Consider the following 18,236-nt stretch of genomic DNA (forward strand, 5'->3'; position numbering starts at 1 on the left):
AATTGGTTTTTTAGCAAGCAGGCGTAAAATTTAACATTATCGGGCTAAAAAAAGCCGCATTTAGCTATGGCCTGATAAGTTGATGGCATGCACTGATAATTTGCCGCCCCTGCTTTGCTTAAACAAGTTTAATACTTGTATCTCTAAAAAAAGCATCCAAATCGCCGCATGCATTAATTGATAAGCAATGGCACGCCCTGATAAGGGCGCGTATGCCGCCAGTGCATAACATTGTGCCACATGATGCCGCTGGTGGCCTCACCCCAAACCCCTCTCCAGGGGAGAGGGGCTTTAAGTCCTCTCCTTTGGAGAGGATTTAGGTGAGGCCTCGAAGCCTATCCGGCATAGCATCATTAACCAATTATAATTTACGATACCCCTGCAAGCAAATAGCCCTGCTATTATACGGTCGACGGTATCCAAAAACTGAAACAAAAAATTTAATGTCCCGGTGCATGGTTTACCAATATCCTGTGCGGGCTGTTTATCAACCAACCTAAAATTAACGTGCAATGAGAAAATTAAAACCCGGCTGAGGGCAGCCCCGGCAAACAGAAATGTTAGTCGCTAAAGCTTTAAAGATGCAAACCAAACCAATCGTAAAATGAGAAAACCTATACATCAAAACTTAAGAAGCCTTAATTAACGCTGCCAGCAGCAGGGCTATCAACCAAAAGGATGGGACGGCGCGGCCGCAGTGTGAGAAGCTGCTGGCTGTAGGAAACCGGCTCCGTTCCCTTCCAACAACATTTATGAACCTTAATTAACTCAACAACCAGTTGTTTATGAAAAAAATTATTTTTCTGGCCTTACTAGGCCTTGTTTACCTGAATACCGCATTCGCGCAATCGCAGAAGGTATCGGGCGTGGTTTCGGGCGATGACGGGCAGCCTTTGATAGGCGCCACGGTTTACCTTAAAGCGGCTATCAACACTGCCACCACTACCGATACAAAAGGTGCATTCAGCATCAACGCGCCGGCCAACGCAGTTTTAGTAGTTAGCTATATCGGCTACAAAACACAGGAGTACCCGCTAAAAGGCGAAACCTCGGGCATTAAAATCGTACTCGGTTCGGGCAATTCGTCCTTGAACGAGGTGGTGGTAACCGCTCTGGGTATCAAAAAAGAGAAGAAATCATTAGGCTATGCCGTAACCGAGGTAAAGGGCAACGAGCTTACCGAGGCACGCAGCGTAAACCTTGCCAACGGCCTGGAAGGCAAAGTAGCCGGTTTGAATATTTCGCCGCCGGCTACGGGTGCCAACGGTTCTACCCGTATCACCATCAGGGGCAGCGGATCTATATCGGGCAATAACCAGCCGCTTATCGTGGTAGATGGCGTGCCGATAAATAACGACCCCAGCACCCTCGGCCCAATCGTATCGTGGACTAAAGGCGATGCGCAAGGCTACGATAAGGGCGATGGTATATCGCAACTGAACCCGGATGAAATCGAAACCGTGAGCGTGCTGAAAGGCGCTACCGCTGCGGCATTATACGGTTCAAGGGCATCTAATGGTGCGATATTGATTACCTCTAAATCAGCCAAGGCAGGGCAGGGCATAGGCGTTGAGCTGGGCCTTAACGCTGCTATGGAAACCCTGCTGATACCCGATTTAGGCTACCAAACCCAATACGGCCATGGTACGGGGGGCACTAAACCGACTACCGTAGCGCAGGCAAAAGCAGGCCGCTTTAGCTGGGGCGGAAAATTAGACGGCTCCGACGCGATGTTTTACGATGGCGTGCTGCGCCCATACGTTGCGCAGGATAATAACTACGGCAATTTTTACCAAACAGGCAAAAACATCACCAGCAACGTAGCCTTAACCGGTTCTTCCGAAAATATCAAATACCGTTTCTCTTACAGCAATGTAAATTACAACGGCATACTGCCAACCAACACTACAGATCGTAACAACTTTGCCCTTAATTTGAACAGCAACCTGGGTAAAAAGCTATCTATCTTAATCAACACCAAGTACATATCCGAAAAGAACCATAACAGGCCGCGCGTATTGGGCGAGGCGGGCAGTTCCACCTTCGGTATTTTGGCTTTGCCATCAACCATACCGCTTTCGGTTTTGAGGGATAAGAAATACGATGCCAACGGTTACGATAACCCATGGAACGATAACCTGTTCACCGTGAACCCTTACTACGGCGTGGAAGATTTTAAGGAGAACGATAAAAAGAACAGCATCATTGGCGCTATCGAACCCAAATTCCAGATTACCGACTGGCTGTACACCAAGGCTCGCTTCGGCTTGAATTATTTCAACTACAGCGAAAACGAAATTATCCCTTATGGTACCGCTTACCAGCTGCGCGGCGGCTTAACCATACACAACCGTACTTACAATGAGCAGAACACCGAGTTTATGATAGGTGCTAACAAAAATATCACCAACGATATCAACGTGAACGGCATCATCGGCTCCAACTTTTTAAAACAGGTAACGGATGGTAACGATTTTTTTGCATCCAACTCATTTAACATCCCTTTCTTTTACGATCTGTCCAATATTGATGCGGCTAACCGTTCTTACAGCAATGCCCATATCGAAAAGCGGATAAATTCGGTTTACGGTACGGCAGAGATATCTTACAAAAGCTACCTGTATTTGAATGGATCGGCACGTAACGATTGGTTCTCTACCCTGGCCAAAGGCAAAAACAGCATCCTGTACCCATCGGTAGGCTTAAGCTTCGTGGCTTCGGAGGCTTTGAAATTGCCTGCAGCATTCAACTATTTAAAAATAAGGGCAGCCTGGGCACAAGCCGGCGGCGATACCGACCCTTACAACCTATCGCTAAACTACGCGCTTAACGGTACTAACCTTGGCGCACCGCTGGGGCAGATAAACAACACCAATATACCCAACGTAAATCTACAGCCGCTAACCTCTACTACATCAGAAATAGGCGTGGAGACACGCATGTTCAACGATAGGTTCAACCTGGATCTTACCCTGTACAACCGCAAAACGCGTAACGATATCGTAGCGGCAACTGTGTCGGTAGCATCGGGTTATAGCACGGCTTTGTACAACGTAGGCGCAATAAGCAACAAGGGTATCGAGCTGCTTATCGGTGGCACGCCCTTCAAAACCAAATCTTTCAGTTGGAATACCTCGTTCAACGTGGCCTACAACAAAAGCGAGGTGATTAGCCTATACCAAAACCTAACTACCCTGCGTGTAGACCAAAGCCGCTATGGCACGTCTTTCATAGACCAGATCGTAGGCAAGCCATACGGCCAGATAACCGGCTTCGATTACAAACGCGACGCCAGCGGGGCCATCGTTTACAGCTCGGGCGGTGCGCCGCAAAAGGGCAACCTAATTACTTACGGTTCGGGCGTTGCGCCTTGGGCAATGGGCTTCACCAACACGTTCACCTACAAGCGCATCAGCTTAAGCACTTTGATTGATGCTAAATTCGGCGGGTACATCTACTCGGGCTCTAAAGCATTCGCTTATCGTTTCGGCTTAGCGCCGGAGACTTTGGAAGGCCGCGATGGAGGACTAGTTGGTGTGGGCGTGAACGAGCAAGGTACGGTGAATACGGTTAATTCTACCTCGCAAAACTACTTTGGCAGCATCCACTCTAATATTGCTACGCCAACCATATTCAAATCGGACTTTATTAAGCTAAGGCAGATTATCCTGAACTACCAGATACCATCCTCATTACTCAGTAAAGTAAACGTAAAGGGCGCTACCATTGGCCTGGTTGCGCGTAACGTGGCTATTTTGATGAAGAAGACCGGCAACCTCGACCCTGAATCGAACTACAACAACAGCAACGCCCAGGGTTTGGAGTATGGCAGCGCGCCAACCACCAGGAACATCGGCATCAACCTGAACATTAAATTTTAAACATTTAAAAAGTATTAAAATGGTACGTAAACTATCAATCATAGCTTCTGTTGCGGTCTTGCTTGCTTCGTGCACCAAAGACTTCCAATCTATAAATACCAACCCCAATGTGCCCACGACCGTGCCTAACGATTACCTGCTGGCAACATCTCAGGTGCAGCTGGCGGGCGCGCACAACCCCGATTCAAAATCGTGGAGGAATAACTTTGGGTACAGTGCTTGCCTGGTGCAGCAAATGTCGTCGACCGATATCAGCTTTTACGGTGGCAGCTTCTATACCTCAACCCAAAACAGCTTTTCGGCTTATTTTGAGGATGCTTATCCAAACTCCATCAAAAACGAGGTGAATTTGATAAACCTTACTTCGGCGGATGCCAAATACGTAAACATCACCTCGATGACGCGTATTTTGAAGGTAATGGATATGGCTGTGATGACCGATATGTATGGCGATGTGCCTTATACCGGCGCGGGCAAAGGCTACCTGGATGCCAACTTTACCCCGGCATATGATGCGCAGAAGGATATCTATACCGATATGCTGAGCGAATTGGAGAAAGCCGGTGCAGCCCTCGACCCAGCGGCCTACATCCCTACCAAGGCCGATTATATTTATAGCGGCGATATTGCCAAGTGGAAACGCGCAGCCAACACGCTTATGTTGCGCCTGGCCATGCGTTTGGTAAAGGTTGATGCTGGCATGGCGCAAGCCTGGGCGGCCAAAGCCATATCGGGCGGGTTGATTACGAGCAGTGCGGAGAACATCGCCATTAAATTCGATGGCGTTGCGCAGATAAGCTCTAACCCAAACTCCTGGATATTGGGGCCAACAGGCTCGCGTAACATAGCTGCCATCAACGGCGCGGTTTGGGGCAAAACCCTGATAGATATGATGAAAAACAGGCAAGATCCGCGCCTGCCGCTGATTGCTGCGCTTAAAAACGGCAATAACGCGGTTGCCAACCAGGTGGGCCTGCCAAACGGCGTCAACACCAATACGCTGGCAACGCTAACGCCATCCAACCTCGATTTGTATTCGCGCCCGGCAGCTGCCATGTACGCCAACAACAACCCATGGATATACATGACCTACGCCGAAGCCCGACTATTGCAGGCCGAAGCTATTGAGCGTGGCTTTGCAACAGGCTCGGCAGCAGCCGTATTTGCCGATGGTCAGCAAGCCGCCCTTAACCAGGTTTATGGTGCGGTTAAGCCATCCCTTGCCGATGTGGCTACCTATGCCGCGGCAAATGCTTACCCCGTTGCCGGCGACTTACCCGCAAAAATGAACGCCATACACACCGAGCTATATCTGCTTAACGCGGTTACGCTGAACGGCGCAGAGGCCTGGTCTGACTGGAGGCGTTCTGGTTACCCCGTTTTAACCCCTGTAAACTTTGTAGGTAATGAAACCAACGGCGTTATACCGCGCAGGCTTAAATACTCGCCGGGCGAATTTGGCGTAAACCCTAATATCAACACGGCCATCAGCAGGCAAGGAGCAGATTTATTCACCACCCGCATCTGGTGGGATAAATAGGCCAAAGCAAGCACAAATACTAATACCCCTTAAAATTTAAGGATTTTATGATGAAGGATAACCGCAGGGATTTTATAAAAAAAGGCGCGTCGCTGGCAGCCGCCCTCTCCATTGGAGGGGCGGCGGCCGCAGCGGCCAAAACCGAACATTACAGGCAGGGGCAAGAGGATGCTAAGGCGCAGGCCACCATGGCGAGGGATGCAGGCATGCAATTTTGCGAATCGTACTTTTTTGGTATGAACAAGCAAAAAATAGCCCTCACCAAACAGATGGATGTGCTGGGCGCCGTGGCCGGCATACAGCCCGCCCTGGCGGGGGGCGACGCCAAACCCTGGGAGTACAATACCATTATGGCCAACGTAAAGGCCTGGGAAGATGTGGGGCTGAAACTGCGCGTAATAGAGGGGCCGCCATGCCTCGGCGAAAAAACCAAGCTGGGCCTGCTGGGCAGGGATGAGGAGATTGCCAATTTCATCAGCTTCATGAAGAATCTCTCCAAAGCAGGCATCGATACCATTTGCTACAACTGGATGCCCGTTATCGGCTGGTTGCGTACCAGTAACGATAAGCCCGGCCGCGGCGGCGCGCTGGTTACGGCCTTCGATTATGAGGATATCAAAAATAAGCCTGTTACCCGTTACGGGCAGGTCTCCAAAGAAACCCTTTGGCAAAACCTCGAATATTTTTTGAAGGCAGCGGTGCCCGAGGCGGAGAAGGCCGGCATAAAACTGGCGATGCACCCCGATGACCCGCAGGTCGATAGCGTACGCGGCATATCGCGCATCATGACCACAGTGCCCAATTTCGATAAGATGCTGAAGCTGTACCCCAGCCCCAACAATGGCATCACCATGTGCCAGGGTAATTTCTCGCTGATGGGGGTAGATATCCCGGAAACGGTGCGGCACTTCGGCAAGGAGAAGATACATTTCGTGCATTTTCGCAACGTGCGGGGAGGAAAATTCAAATTCGAAGAAACCTTTCACGATGAGGGGCAGATAGATATGTACAAAGCGATGGAGAGCTATTACAAAATTGGGTTTACCGGTGCCATACGGCCCGACCACGTGCCCACCATGGCAGGCGATACCAACGAGCATCCCGGTTATAGTACCATCGCCGTTTTATACGCCATTGGCTATATGCGCGGCTTGATGGAGGCCGCGAGCAGGCAGTAAGGATATTGCCTAAACCTTATCATTTTAACGGCCTTAGTACTACACAGATTCCTGATTGATACCATGAACATGAAAAACATATTTCTTATCGCCCTTTTTGTAGCGGCTTCGCTTGCTGCAAGCGCACAAACCATCGGCGCATCGCCCGAATATATCAAAACCCTCACCGCTAAATGGAAAGGTGAACGCTTTGCCGATGGTCGGCCCAAAGTGCCAGATGCCTTGTTGGCCCGCTTAAAGAATATCTCGCTGGAGGATGCCTGGGGCGTGTTGAAGAACAAGGGCTTCGTAAACCAGTTCGAGGGCGACTGGACCATCATCAACCCCGATAGCACTATGGTTGGCCGCGTGGTTACCGCGCAATATATGCCGGCCCGTCCGGATTTGGCCGAAGTGATAAAAGCACAAGGCCTTGCCGAGGGCATGGGGCAACAAGGCGGCAACAACTCCTGGCCGATAGACATTTTGGTTGATGGCGATGTGTACGTGGCCGATGGCTTCGGTAAGGTGGTGGATGGTACGCTGATAGGGGATAACCTGGGCAATTCCATCTACGCCAAATCGCGCAAAGGGGTGATATTCTATGGTTCGGTAAGGGATGTGGAGGGGCTGGCGGCCATAAAAGGCTTTAACGGCTGGATAAAAGGCACCGACCCATCGTACCTGCTGCAATCAACTTTAACATCGATCAACAATCCTATCCGCATTGGGCGGGCCATCGTATTACCCGGCGATGTGGTGCTGGCCAAAAAGTACGGCACCATTTTTATCCCCGCCTATCTGGTAGAAGAGCTGGTGCTTACCTCAGAAGTTACTGCGCTTCGCGATGAGTTTGGCCACCTGCGCCTGCGCGAGAAAAAATACCTCACCGGCCAGATAGACAGCAAATGGACCGACGAGATAAAAGCCGATTTCCTGAATTGGATAAACCATTACCCCGGCAAACTCCCCATGACCAAAAAAGAGCTGGACGATTATTTAAAGGAGCGCAATTATTAATACAGCCTCCAAGGCTACTATCTTTTCAGATGAAGAATAAATTATACAATATCGCACTGGTGCTGGCCGCGCTCTGTTTTTGGGTGGCACTGGCATTGTCGTTCGCTTTGCACACTATTGATGCCGGGCCCCTGTACATCGTTGGTTTTATTCTGCTGGCCATCGGTTTCCAGCGGTCGGCCCTACTCAAAGGCTTTGCTTACACGCTGTGCATTTTTGCGGCAGTGGCCACTGCCCTTTACTACCCGCATTATTTTGTGGAGTACAGGGGCTTTAAGTTCGCCAAGCTTATTACCCCGCTCATACAACTGATCATGTTTGGCATGGGTACCTCCATGAGCACGCAGGATTTTGTGGGCGTGGTAAAAATGCCGAAGGGGGTATTCATAGGCGTTTTTAGCCATTTTTTGATTATGCCGCTCATCGGTTTTACCTTGGCCAGCCTAAGCGGTTTCCCGCCCGAGATTGCCGCCGGCATCATCCTTATCGGCTGCTCGCCAAATGGCATGGCATCCAACGTAATATCTTACCTGGCCAAGGCCAATTTAGCATTATCTATCACCATAACGGCGGTATCTACCTTGCTGGCACCGCTGATAACGCCTTTGCTGATGAAGCTTTTCGCCGGGGCATTCGTGCATATCAACGTGCTGGATATGATGTGGGATATCACCAAGATGGTGATACTGCCCATAGCCGCAGGCCTGCTGTTCAATAAATTCCTGAGCGGGAAAGCCAAATGGCTGGATAAGGCTATGCCGCTGGTATCCATGTTCGGCATAGCTTTTATCATCGTCATAATTACGGCGGCCGGGCGCAACAGTCTGCTAACCATAGGCCCATTGCTGCTATTGCTGGTGCTGATACATAATTTGCTGGGATATTTGCTGGGCTATTGGTCGGGCAGGTTGTTCAAAATGAGCGAGCGCGATTGCCGCACCATTGCCATTGAGGTAGGTATGCAAAACGGCGGACTGGCATCGGGCCTGGCCAAAGAGATGGGCAAAATGGCCACCATAGGGCTTGCACCGGCCATATTCGGCCCGCTGATGAACATCACCGGCTCTATACTGGCCACCTGGTGGCACCGCAAACCGCCCGCCGAACCCGGCGAGAAACCTGCACAGGCCGAAGTTTCGGTGCTGTTGCGGTAAAAACCAACCCCTGACTAATTATAAAAAAGGCCGCAAATTTTTGATTTGCGACCTTTTAACCTGGATTAAAGCTTAACTTGTAGGGAAAAGTTGAAAATATTTCTAAAATTGGACCGATAGACGGAATCGTATTTCGTGGCACATCAGATTCAGGCTCAAAGCCAGGAGAACAAATTCAAATATCCAAGAAATGGCACATTTGGAAGATTAATGATGCTAATTTCACCCCAATTGGACAACTTATAGAACCCTATCGAAAGGCCGATTTAGGCATAATTGTAAATCCTTTTGACATTGTTTGCAAGCCATAGCTGGTAAATAACAGGATGTCGGATAAGCGTAAACTAATTTTTTTTGAAGTTATTGAGTGCCATCCTCCAGTTCAGATAAAGTTTGTCATTGGCTGCTTTGCGGATGATGTGTTTGTAGCCGTCATCAAAAAAGGCAGCCAGCGCGAAGGTTTCTATGCCGTTTTTAGGCTCAAATAAAGTACCGGGTGCGTAGCCTTTCTCGTTGTTTTGCGCGCGCTTCAAATCGAATGGTACGGTGCTTTTTACAAATTCGGGGTGCGTTTTTTCACCCGTCATAAAAGGCACCATATAGTCCACACATTTTTTTATCGAAGAACTATTTGCGGTTTGCCAGGTAAAGTAGTTTTTACCCCCTGCCCTGTATATAGCTATACTGGTCGACAGAAGGGGTTCGATATCGTAGGTTTGGTAGTGGAAGGCATCGCGCTCAATCAAATCGTGGGTGGTCCCATCGGGGTTCAGGTTAACGTTCAATTGCTTCTCCAGCTCAGTGGTAATGATGCTGTTATAGCTGTCGTCGTGCAAGGTGTAGGCAATAAGCGTTATCATCTTTATCCGGTGCGAATTCCAATTGTTGATGGCCGTGCCACGCCCTGCTTTGGCCGAGGCACTGTTTACCTCTGCATCGGCAATTTGTCGCATCCAGCCGTCAATTATTGCCTTGTCACCGGATGCAACGTCGTTTCTCACGAGGTCGTAAGCCGTAACCATATCTTCCAACTTGGTATCGTTGATCGGGTCGCCGCTGCTTTTGTTAAGCTTTGCCCAGGCTATCAGGAAGCCGGTTGCTTTATTCAGGTATTCTTTTTTGCCGGAGGATTTATATACCAGCGTAAGCGCGTACGTTTTATAAGCATCCTCCACAGCTTTTAAACTGGCAGTTTTCCTTGGGTCGCCGGCCAGCAGGCCCTGCGATAGTATTTCGGCAATGGGGTTGGGTGTGGCGGCCAATGCCTCATCGGCGGCTTTTTGGTAGGGTGCAAAAGCTCTTTGGAAAGCTGTATCTGTTTTGATGGCCTTGCGCATTAGCGCAACCTCTTTTTTGTTCAGGCTTACAATTTGTGCGGTTGCGGTAAAAGCCATAGCAATTAAAGCCAGACAGCAGGCCGAATTTTTCATTTGCAATTAATAGTTAAAAGCTCTTTTTACCCCCAGTTCCAGCCCGCGCAGTTCGGCGAGTCCTTTCAGGCGGCCAATGGCCGAGTAGCCCGGGTTTGTTTTTTTATGGAGGTCATCCAGCATTTTATGCCCGTGGTCGGGGCGGAAAGGCATGGAAGTATCCATCCGGCCAGCCGCTATCCTTTTGTGCTGTTCCTCCAGCAGAGCTTTCATTACGGCATACATATCTACATCGCCGGTGAGGTGGTCCGCCTCGTAAAAATTGCCTTCCTCATCGCGTTTGGTGCTGCGGAGGTGTATAAAATGGATGCGCTCACCAAGCCGTTGCACCATACCGGGCAGATCATTACTTGCAATTACACCGAAAGAGCCTGTGCAGAACGTAAGCCCGTTATTAGGGCTATCTACAGCATCGTAAATATCAAGGATGTCCTGCTCATTGCTCACCACCCGGGGCAATCCCAAAATAGGGTAGGGTGGGTCATCCGGATGGATGCACATCCGTACCCCGGCCTGCTCTGCGGCGGGGATAACTTCCTGTAGAAAATGCGACAGGTTTGCTTTTAAGGTTATTGAATCAATATCACCATAAGAGGCCAGCATTTGCAAAAACCTATCGGTAGTGTAACCTTCTTCAGAGCCCGGCAAACCGGCAATGATATTTTTAACCAGTTGGTTTTGTTCTTCTACACTTAAATTGTTGTAGTAAGCTTTTGCCTTCGTTTTAAGCGGTTCCGGGTAATCGTTTTGGACACCGGGCCTCTGTAAGATATAAAGGTCGAACGCAGCAAAAGCGGCGGTGTCAAAGCGGAGGGCGGTAGAGCCATCAGTCAGCGGGTAATCCAGGTCGGTACGCGTCCAATCCAGCACGGGCATAAAATTGTAGCAAACAATGTTGATGCCGCATTGCCCAATGTTTAACAGGCTTTGCCTGTAATTCTCGATATACTGCCTATAATTGCCGCTGCGTTTTTTAATGTCCTCGTGAACGGGTACGCTCTCGATAACCGACCAGCGTAACCCTGCATCTTCAACGATTTGTTTCCTTTTCAGGATCTCTTCAACAGTCCAAACTTCGCCGTTGCGGATGTGGTGCAAAGCAGTCACTATGCCGGTTGCGCCGGCCTGGCGGGCATCTGCCAGGCTCACCGGGTCGTTTGGGCCATACCAGCGCCATGTTTGTTCTAAGCTCATGTTGTTGCGTTTTGTGCGCCTAATTTACAAAGTATATTTTTCTGTATCGGTATGTAAAAAATTCCAGCGTGCCGGGCTAAAGGCATCCAAAAGCATACCTTCCTCTAAACATACGCAGCCATGTACCGTAAAGGGCGGCACGTAATAACCATCGCCCTGGCGTATAATGCGTACGGTTTCGCCCAGCGTCATCTCAAAAACGCCGCTTGCTACATAGGCAACCTGCGCATGCGCGTGGCTGTGTAAGGCGCCAACACCGCCTTTGGCAAATTTAACCTTTACCATCATCAGCTTATCATCAAAGCCCATTACCTTCCGCTGTACGCCCTCGCCCACGGTTTCCCAAGCGGTTTCTGCTTCAAACTGAAATATATTGCTCTGTATCATATGCTTATTGCTTTAAAATACCAGCGGCGTTTATCACCGGTTTCTTGTTGGCCAGGCGTTTCTGGCGCAGTAGGGCTTCAAGGTAGTAGTAATCGGCATAAATTATGGGTACATCAATTTCGCTGTTTGCGGGTTTGTGCCCGGTGCTGTGCAGCAACAGAAACCCCCGTGCGCTATCCGGTTGGGGCTGGTACTTGTTGCTGAGGCTCTTCAATATTTTATCAGCGGCCTTTTTATAAATCTTTCCGTTTTTGCTATAGGTGCTCAGCTCATACAATGCCGATGCAGCAATGGCCGCTGCCGACACATCGCGGGGTTGATTGCCCAGTTTCGCTGCGTCGTAGTCCCAATAGGGTACCAAATCGGCAGGCATTTGCGGGTTGCTGAAAATGTAGTTGGCAATTTTTTCGGCTTGTTGCAAGTATATTTTGTTGCCGGTTTCGCGGTAGCACATGGTGTAGCCATAAAGCCCCCATGCCTGCCCGCGCGCCCAGGCAGAGCTATCTGCAAAACCTTGATGAGTTTGCTTGTGTACCACCTCGCCGGTCTCGGGGTTGTAATCTATCACATGGAATGAGCTGTAATCCGCCCGGAAATGGTTCTTTAATGTAGTATTGGCATGTAATACCGCTATTTTATAAAAGCTGGAATCGCCGCTTAGCTTGGTAGCCTCGAACAGCAACTCCAGGTTCATCATATTATCTATGATTACCGGGAATTTCCACTCCTTCCGGTTATCCCAGGATTTGATGCAGCCCACTTTAGGATTAAAGCGGGTAATCAAAGTTTTAGCTGCGGTAATAATGTCTTCTTTATATTTCAGCTCGTGTGTCAAACGATAGGCGTTGCCAACGCTGTTGTACAGCTTAAAACCCATATCGTGGGTGCCGCCGTCGGTTTTTTCGTTTTCCATTACGGCGGTGAAGGGTTCCGATTGCACCTTCCAAAAATTATCGCCGGTGTATTCGTACAAAAACCAAAGGTTGCCCGCAAAAAATCCGCTGCACCAATCTTTCGGCGATACCAGTACCAGTTCGCCGTTGGCTCCCAGCGAACGGGGCGATAGCAGGTTGGGTTTGGTAGCCGCTGTTTTGGCATTAGCAGTTTCGGCAAGCAATAACCTGGTTTGGCGCTGTGCGAACGGGAATGCTTTGCGCGCACTATTTTGTGCCGATAAGCTCAGCGCTGACCCGCTTAACAAGGCAAGCAGTGCGAGTTGTTTGATATTCATGGGTGTTTTTATCGTATTAATAGGTCATCCTTATTTTTATCACTATTTTCTTCACGGTATCATAACCCTGCACTTTAATGTTGGGGCGGTGTACGTCTGTCGGGAAGAATAAGAAGAAGATGCCCGGTTCGGCGGTGTAATAAGTCCCTTCTGCTGTGTAGTTGGCGGCATCCCGGCTCTCGTCATAGGGCCTGGTAACGTTTGCCTTATCAATGGGCGATACGCCGATCTGCTCTTTGCCTTTTATCACGTATTGCAGGTCGATATAATTTTTGTGCGATTCCCAGCCCACCCTATCCAAATCTTTCGACGGTGCCTCGGTGACGCTGGCGAAAACGTTATCACCATCTATCGGGTGCTTGCCTATGCTTAGGGTATCCAGGTTTTGTTCTCTTAAAAAAGCAAAAGCTTTATCCCAGGCGGCCTGGTTTTTATGGTATTGGCTGTAGAAAGCTGCCGCATCTGTTGATGGGTGTACATTTAGTTTTATGCCGTTTTTCCAACTATTGCTATCCATCCATTTTTGCGCGGCTTTCAGGCTGGTGGCATCATTGGTTTTGTTTTGTGCTATTGCGTTATTTCCCATCATAAAAAGGCTAATGGCTGCTATAAGCAGCCCGGATATTGATTTAGTTTTCATGGTTCCTAATTGGTTTATAGGGCCTGCGGCGCTTTCTTAAAAGCGTATAGCGAGCCGGCAGCGTTCAATATTACAAGGAAATAGTTTAAAAATAGACCAGGGAACGCCACTATATCTACGCAAACGTTATAGTTGCGGGCTTTTGTGAAGGCGATGATCTTCGATAACGTTTGCGTAGAAATAAGCTGCCGATTGCTTTTGATTGCTGCTTCATAATTGTACACTTGCCCAACAATTATAATATTAAACTAAACCCTTTCTTGTTTTGAAAGCAATACACAGCGTTCACCCTGGCGACTTTAAAAGTTACCAGACAGAACAGATACGTGACCGTTTTTTGATGGATGGCCTGGTGAAGCCGGATGCTTTGGAATGCGTTTATACCCATTACGACCGTATGGTGATAGGCGTAGCACACCCGGTTACCCAAACCCTTCTACTCGAAAATTACCCTAACCTCAAGGCCGATTATTTTTTAGAGCGCCGCGAAATAGGCATTATCAATGTTGCCGGCGACGGAGAAGTTTCTGCCGATGGCGTGTCGTACCAATTGAAGAAGCTCGATTGCCTGTATATTGGCAAAGGGGTAAAGGACGTGTTATTTACAGCCATAGATGCCGCAAACCCGCCGGTGTTCTACCTGTTATCATCGCCGGCCCACCAAAATTACCCAACGGCATTGATGCCCATAGAGGAAGCCGAAAAACTGCATACCGGCAGCGGCGCTACCGCAAATAAGCGCACCATTAATAAATATATACACACCAACGGTATAAAAAGCTGCCAGTTGGTAATGGGGCTAACCATTTTGCACGAAGGCAGTGTATGGAATACTATGCCTCCGCATGTGCACGACCGGCGTATGGAAGCTTATTTTTATTTCGATATCCCCGCAGGGCAACGGGTGTTTCACCTGATGGGCGAAGCACAAGAAACAAGGCATATTTTAATTGGCAATTATAATGCGGTGGTATCGCCGCCCTGGAGCATCCACTCCGGCGTAGGTACTGCAAATTATAGCTTTATATGGGGCATGGCCGGAGAGAACCTCGATTATACAGACATGGATGCCATTGGCATTACTGATATAAAATAGGTACAACGCGGTTAAGGCTCTGGGTAATAACAAATACAAGTAAATGATGAACGATACCAATAAAACCGGCTACCGATGGGTTGTAGTTGCCTTGCTGTTTTTTGCTACAACGATCAACTACCTCGACAGGCAGGTGATAGGCTTCCTGAAACCCACGCTCGAAAAAGAGTTTAGCTGGACGGAGGTAGACTACAGCCATATTGTTATCGCTTTCCAGGTGGCGTATTCTTTAGGTTTGCTGGCCTTTGGTCGTTTTATAGATAAACTGGGCACGAAACTGGGTTACACGCTTTCGCTCGTGGTTTGGAGCCTGGCGGCCATGTTGCACGCGCTCGTCCGGACAACTTTTGGCTTTGGCGCGGTACGGGCCGGCTTGGGTTTGGGCGAATCGGGCAACTTCCCCGCCGCCATCAAAGTGGTTGCCGAGTGGTTCCCTAAAAAGGAACGGGCTTTGGCAACGGGGATATTTAATTCCGGCGCAAACATTGGTGCGGTTGCTGCTCCGATTATGATACCATGGATATTGGGCGCTTACAATTGGCAGATGGCGTTTTTAATAACCGGGGCCATTGGTTTTGTGTGGCTTATATTTTGGTGGATATTTTACGAAATACCGTCGAAGCATAAAGCGGTTAACCAGGCCGAATTTGATTACATCCACAGTGATGCGGAGGATGCTTTGGCCGATGGAGAAGTACAACAAAAAATAAAATGGGTAGAGCTATTTGGCGTAAGGCAAACCTGGGCCTTTGTTGTGGGGAAATTGCTGACCGACCCCATCTGGTGGTTTTTCCTGTTCTGGCTGCCGTCCTACTTTTCCAGCACATTTAAGCTCGACCTTACCAAACCCAGCCTTCCCCTGGTGCTGATATACACAGCAACAACCATCGGTAGTATTGGCGGTGGGTACCTATCTTCCTGGTTCATCAAACGGGGCATGCCGGTTTTTAAGGCGCGCAAAACCGCTATGTTTTTATTTGCGCTTTGCGTACTGCCCATATTTGCGGCGCGGTATGCCACCAATATTTGGCAGGCGGTTGCCCTCATTGGGCTGGCAGCTGCGGCGCACCAGGCCTGGAGCGCCAACATATTCACCACGGCATCAGATATTTTCCCAAAACGGGCGCTAAGTTCGGTAGTGGGTATCGGGGGGATGGCTGGCTCAGTAGGCGGTATTATATTCCCGCTTATTGTTGGGTGGGTACTGGAGAATTATAAAGAGGCAGGTAACATCACCGCAGGTTATAATATTATATTTTCTATCTGCGCAAGTATATACCTGCTTGCCTGGTGCATTATGCATCTGCTAACTCCGCGTATGAAAGCTGTAAAATTGTAGTGGAAATTAACCCGATTAACCAGAAATTTATTACATTGGTACAATGTTGGGTAAATAGCGTTTGCTATTACCAGGCCGATAAACCAAAATGAATTTCAGTTCGATTACGATAAAAGATATTGCCACTGCGCTAAACCTCTCGGTATCCACGGTTTCTAAAGCCTTGCGGGATAGCTATGAGATAAGCGAAAAAACAAAAAAGCTTGTAAAGGCCTACGCGCAGGAACACAACTACCGCCCAAATCCCATTGCCCAAAGCCTGAAACAGGGGCGAAGCAAATCAATAGGTATTGTGGTTTCTACCATAGAGAACCAATTTTTTTCGCAGGTGATCAACGGAATAGAATCCGTTGCTTACGAGGCCGGCTTTAACGTTATTATTACGCAAACACATGAATCATACGACCTGGAGGTGAAGAACGTTGGGCACCTTACTCACCATTCCATCGATGGGCTGTTGATATCCCTATCTACCGAAACGGCAGATCTGGGTCATTTACACAGCTTGCACAGGCAAGGACTTCCCATCGTTTTCTTCGATAGGATATCGCACGATTTTGAAACGCATAAAGTAATTGCCGATAATTTTAAAGGCGGATATGATGCAACCCGTCACCTGCTCGATTCGGGGTACGAGCGTATTGCCCATATCACCAGCCCGCCGAACATTTCCATCACTCAGGAGCGTTTTGCCGGGTACAAACAAGCGCTGGAAGAAGCCGGTATCGCCATTAATCCGCAGTACGTTAAGCATTGCCCGCACGGCGGTCGCGATGTTGGGGAAATTGAAAACGCCCTCAATGAATTGCTTATGATGGACGATAAGCCCGATGCTATTTTAACCACATCAGACAGGATCACAACCACAACACTTTTCCTGTTAAATAAATTGAAAATAAAAATTCCACAGGAAATTGCCCTTATCGGTTACACCAATACCACGTTGGCCGATGTTTTAAACCCGTCGCTCAGCTCGGTTTACCAGCCCGGCTTTGAGATGGGGCAAAAGGCAACTCAAAAACTTTTGGAACTGATATTGGCCAAGCGCCCCGTTTACGAATTTGAAACTTTGGTATTGCCAACCCAGTTGGTCACCCGCGACTCTACCGCCCCAAAGCAGGGCAAAGTTAAAGCTTAATTCCCTGCTTAGTGTTTTTAAGCTTTTGTGGCACAGGTGGCTACAAAATTCTACTACATCGTTTTCGTAAAGTTTAGCGAAAACGATGTAGTAAATAAATATCCCCTAACAGTGCTATTGCTAACCTAATCGAGGTATTTTTGGTTTAGTGCTTTGTAGATATTACCAATTATAAGCCCTGCCCAAGTAATAATTATTAAAAAAAAATGAAACGCAAGCTATACGTTATTGTGGTTCTCGTGTACTCATGTTTTGCCCGGCAAGCAATGGCGCAAACCGTTGCGCTTGATTATTATTTTAACCACGAAACCCATACCGGCAAAACCGGGCAGCCCGAAAGGTTTCATTATTTGTGGGAGGAGACGGCTAATTCCGGCTTTTCGATATGGGCAGATATTTTTAGAGCAAAGGGCGCAATGCTAAGCAATATAGATGCCGCGCCGACGGCCGAAAACCTGAAAACCGCAGCAGTTTATATTATTGTAGATCCTGATCGCCCTAAAGAAAATCCAAATCCCAACTATATCCAAAAAGCGGATATAGATAATATTGCGGCATGGGTTAAAACCGGCGGCGTATTGGTATTGATGGCAAACGACAGCGCCAATGTAGAGCTGCCCCATTTTAACCAGCTTGCTGCCTGTTTTGGTCTGCACTTTAACAACGATTTGCAAAGCCATGTAATTGATGATGCCCATTTTGAGGATGGAGCAGTATCGGCAGCTAACAACCCTGTATTTAAAACCGCGCAAAAAGCATTTATAAAAGATGCCTGCAGCATAAGCTTAAGCGGTAAGGCAAAACCCTTGTTGAAGGCAGCCAATGGCGCGGTAATAGGCGCGGTAGCCAAATACGGCAAAGGGACAGTAATAGCTATTGGCGACCCCTGGCTGTACAATGAGTATGTAAACGGCCGGTTGCCGACCGGGTTTGATAATGATAAAGCCGCGGCAGATATCACCGCTTTTATTTTATCGAAAGTAAAAAGAAACCAATAACCAAATATATACTAACCTTAAAAGACAAACT

The 18,236-nt window shown here is 48.5% G+C and carries 14 protein-coding genes; 9 read left to right on the forward strand and 5 right to left on the reverse strand.

Going from position 1 to position 18,236, the window contains the following annotated elements; all coding sequences use genetic code 11:
- Nucleotides 1-785 precede the first annotated feature (785 nt).
- From AC1DYT_RS05265 to AC1DYT_RS05285, 5 genes are all read left to right on the forward strand, one after another.
- Nucleotides 786-3,881, forward strand: a complete 3,096-nt coding sequence (locus tag AC1DYT_RS05265) for a SusC/RagA family TonB-linked outer membrane protein (protein WP_477468596.1) — start codon at nucleotides 786-788, stop codon at nucleotides 3,879-3,881.
- Between the two features lie 19 nt (nucleotides 3,882-3,900).
- A complete protein-coding gene (locus AC1DYT_RS05270) occupies nucleotides 3,901-5,421 on the forward strand; it encodes a SusD/RagB family nutrient-binding outer membrane lipoprotein (RefSeq protein WP_477468597.1) in 1,521 nt (506 codons plus the stop codon).
- Between the two features lie 47 nt (nucleotides 5,422-5,468).
- Complete coding sequence (locus tag AC1DYT_RS05275) at nucleotides 5,469-6,599, forward strand: mannonate dehydratase (protein WP_477468598.1); 1,131 nt, start codon at nucleotides 5,469-5,471, stop codon at nucleotides 6,597-6,599.
- A 69-nt stretch (nucleotides 6,600-6,668) separates the two neighbouring features.
- Nucleotides 6,669-7,598 (forward strand): RraA family protein, encoded by a 930-nt coding sequence (locus AC1DYT_RS05280; RefSeq protein WP_477468599.1) that lies wholly within the window; start codon nucleotides 6,669-6,671, stop codon nucleotides 7,596-7,598.
- Between the two features lie 29 nt (nucleotides 7,599-7,627).
- Entirely contained in the window at nucleotides 7,628-8,752 is a 1,125-nt protein-coding gene (locus tag AC1DYT_RS05285; RefSeq protein ID WP_477468600.1) for a bile acid:sodium symporter family protein, read from the forward strand.
- A 344-nt stretch (nucleotides 8,753-9,096) separates the two neighbouring features.
- On the opposite strand, the gene AC1DYT_RS05290 is transcribed toward AC1DYT_RS05285, so the two are convergent.
- The 5 genes from AC1DYT_RS05290 to AC1DYT_RS05310 are packed head-to-tail and all read right to left on the reverse strand — an operon-like array spanning nucleotide 9,097 to nucleotide 13,634.
- Entirely contained in the window at nucleotides 9,097-10,182 is a 1,086-nt protein-coding gene (locus AC1DYT_RS05290; protein WP_477468601.1) for an alginate lyase family protein, read from the reverse strand.
- 6 nt (nucleotides 10,183-10,188) lie between these two features.
- Nucleotides 10,189-11,376: a mannonate dehydratase gene (uxuA, locus tag AC1DYT_RS05295; RefSeq protein ID WP_477468602.1), complete on the reverse strand. Its 1,188-nt coding sequence runs from the start codon at nucleotides 11,374-11,376 to the stop codon at nucleotides 10,189-10,191.
- Between the two features lie 24 nt (nucleotides 11,377-11,400).
- Nucleotides 11,401-11,763, reverse strand: coding sequence for a cupin domain-containing protein (locus tag AC1DYT_RS05300; RefSeq protein WP_477468603.1), 363 nt, complete (start codon nucleotides 11,761-11,763; stop codon nucleotides 11,401-11,403).
- Between the two features lie 4 nt (nucleotides 11,764-11,767).
- Entirely contained in the window at nucleotides 11,768-12,994 is a 1,227-nt protein-coding gene (locus AC1DYT_RS05305) for a glycoside hydrolase family 88 protein (protein WP_477468604.1), read from the reverse strand.
- A 16-nt stretch (nucleotides 12,995-13,010) separates the two neighbouring features.
- On the reverse strand, nucleotides 13,011-13,634 hold the full coding sequence (locus AC1DYT_RS05310; protein WP_477468605.1) for a NanQ anomerase/TabA/YiaL family protein: 624 nt from the start codon (nucleotides 13,632-13,634) through the stop codon (nucleotides 13,011-13,013).
- A 265-nt stretch (nucleotides 13,635-13,899) separates the two neighbouring features.
- Between AC1DYT_RS05310 and kduI the strand changes: the two genes are divergently transcribed.
- The 4 genes from kduI (at nucleotide 13,900) to AC1DYT_RS05330 (ending at nucleotide 18,205) form a co-directional block, all read left to right on the forward strand.
- Nucleotides 13,900-14,730: a 5-dehydro-4-deoxy-D-glucuronate isomerase gene (gene kduI, locus AC1DYT_RS05315; RefSeq protein WP_477468606.1), complete on the forward strand. Its 831-nt coding sequence runs from the start codon at nucleotides 13,900-13,902 to the stop codon at nucleotides 14,728-14,730.
- A gap of 43 nt (nucleotides 14,731-14,773) precedes the next feature.
- Nucleotides 14,774-16,069: an MFS transporter gene (locus AC1DYT_RS05320; RefSeq protein WP_477468607.1), complete on the forward strand. Its 1,296-nt coding sequence runs from the start codon at nucleotides 14,774-14,776 to the stop codon at nucleotides 16,067-16,069.
- A gap of 88 nt (nucleotides 16,070-16,157) precedes the next feature.
- Nucleotides 16,158-17,207 (forward strand): LacI family DNA-binding transcriptional regulator, encoded by a 1,050-nt coding sequence (locus AC1DYT_RS05325; protein ID WP_477468608.1) that lies wholly within the window; start codon nucleotides 16,158-16,160, stop codon nucleotides 17,205-17,207.
- Nucleotides 17,208-17,413: 206 nt separating this feature from the next.
- Nucleotides 17,414-18,205: a DUF4350 domain-containing protein gene (locus AC1DYT_RS05330; RefSeq protein WP_477468609.1), complete on the forward strand. Its 792-nt coding sequence runs from the start codon at nucleotides 17,414-17,416 to the stop codon at nucleotides 18,203-18,205.
- The last annotated feature ends 31 nt before the right edge of the window (nucleotides 18,206-18,236 follow it).

The sequence above is a fragment of the Mucilaginibacter sp. P1_D10 genome (assembly GCF_056406215.1).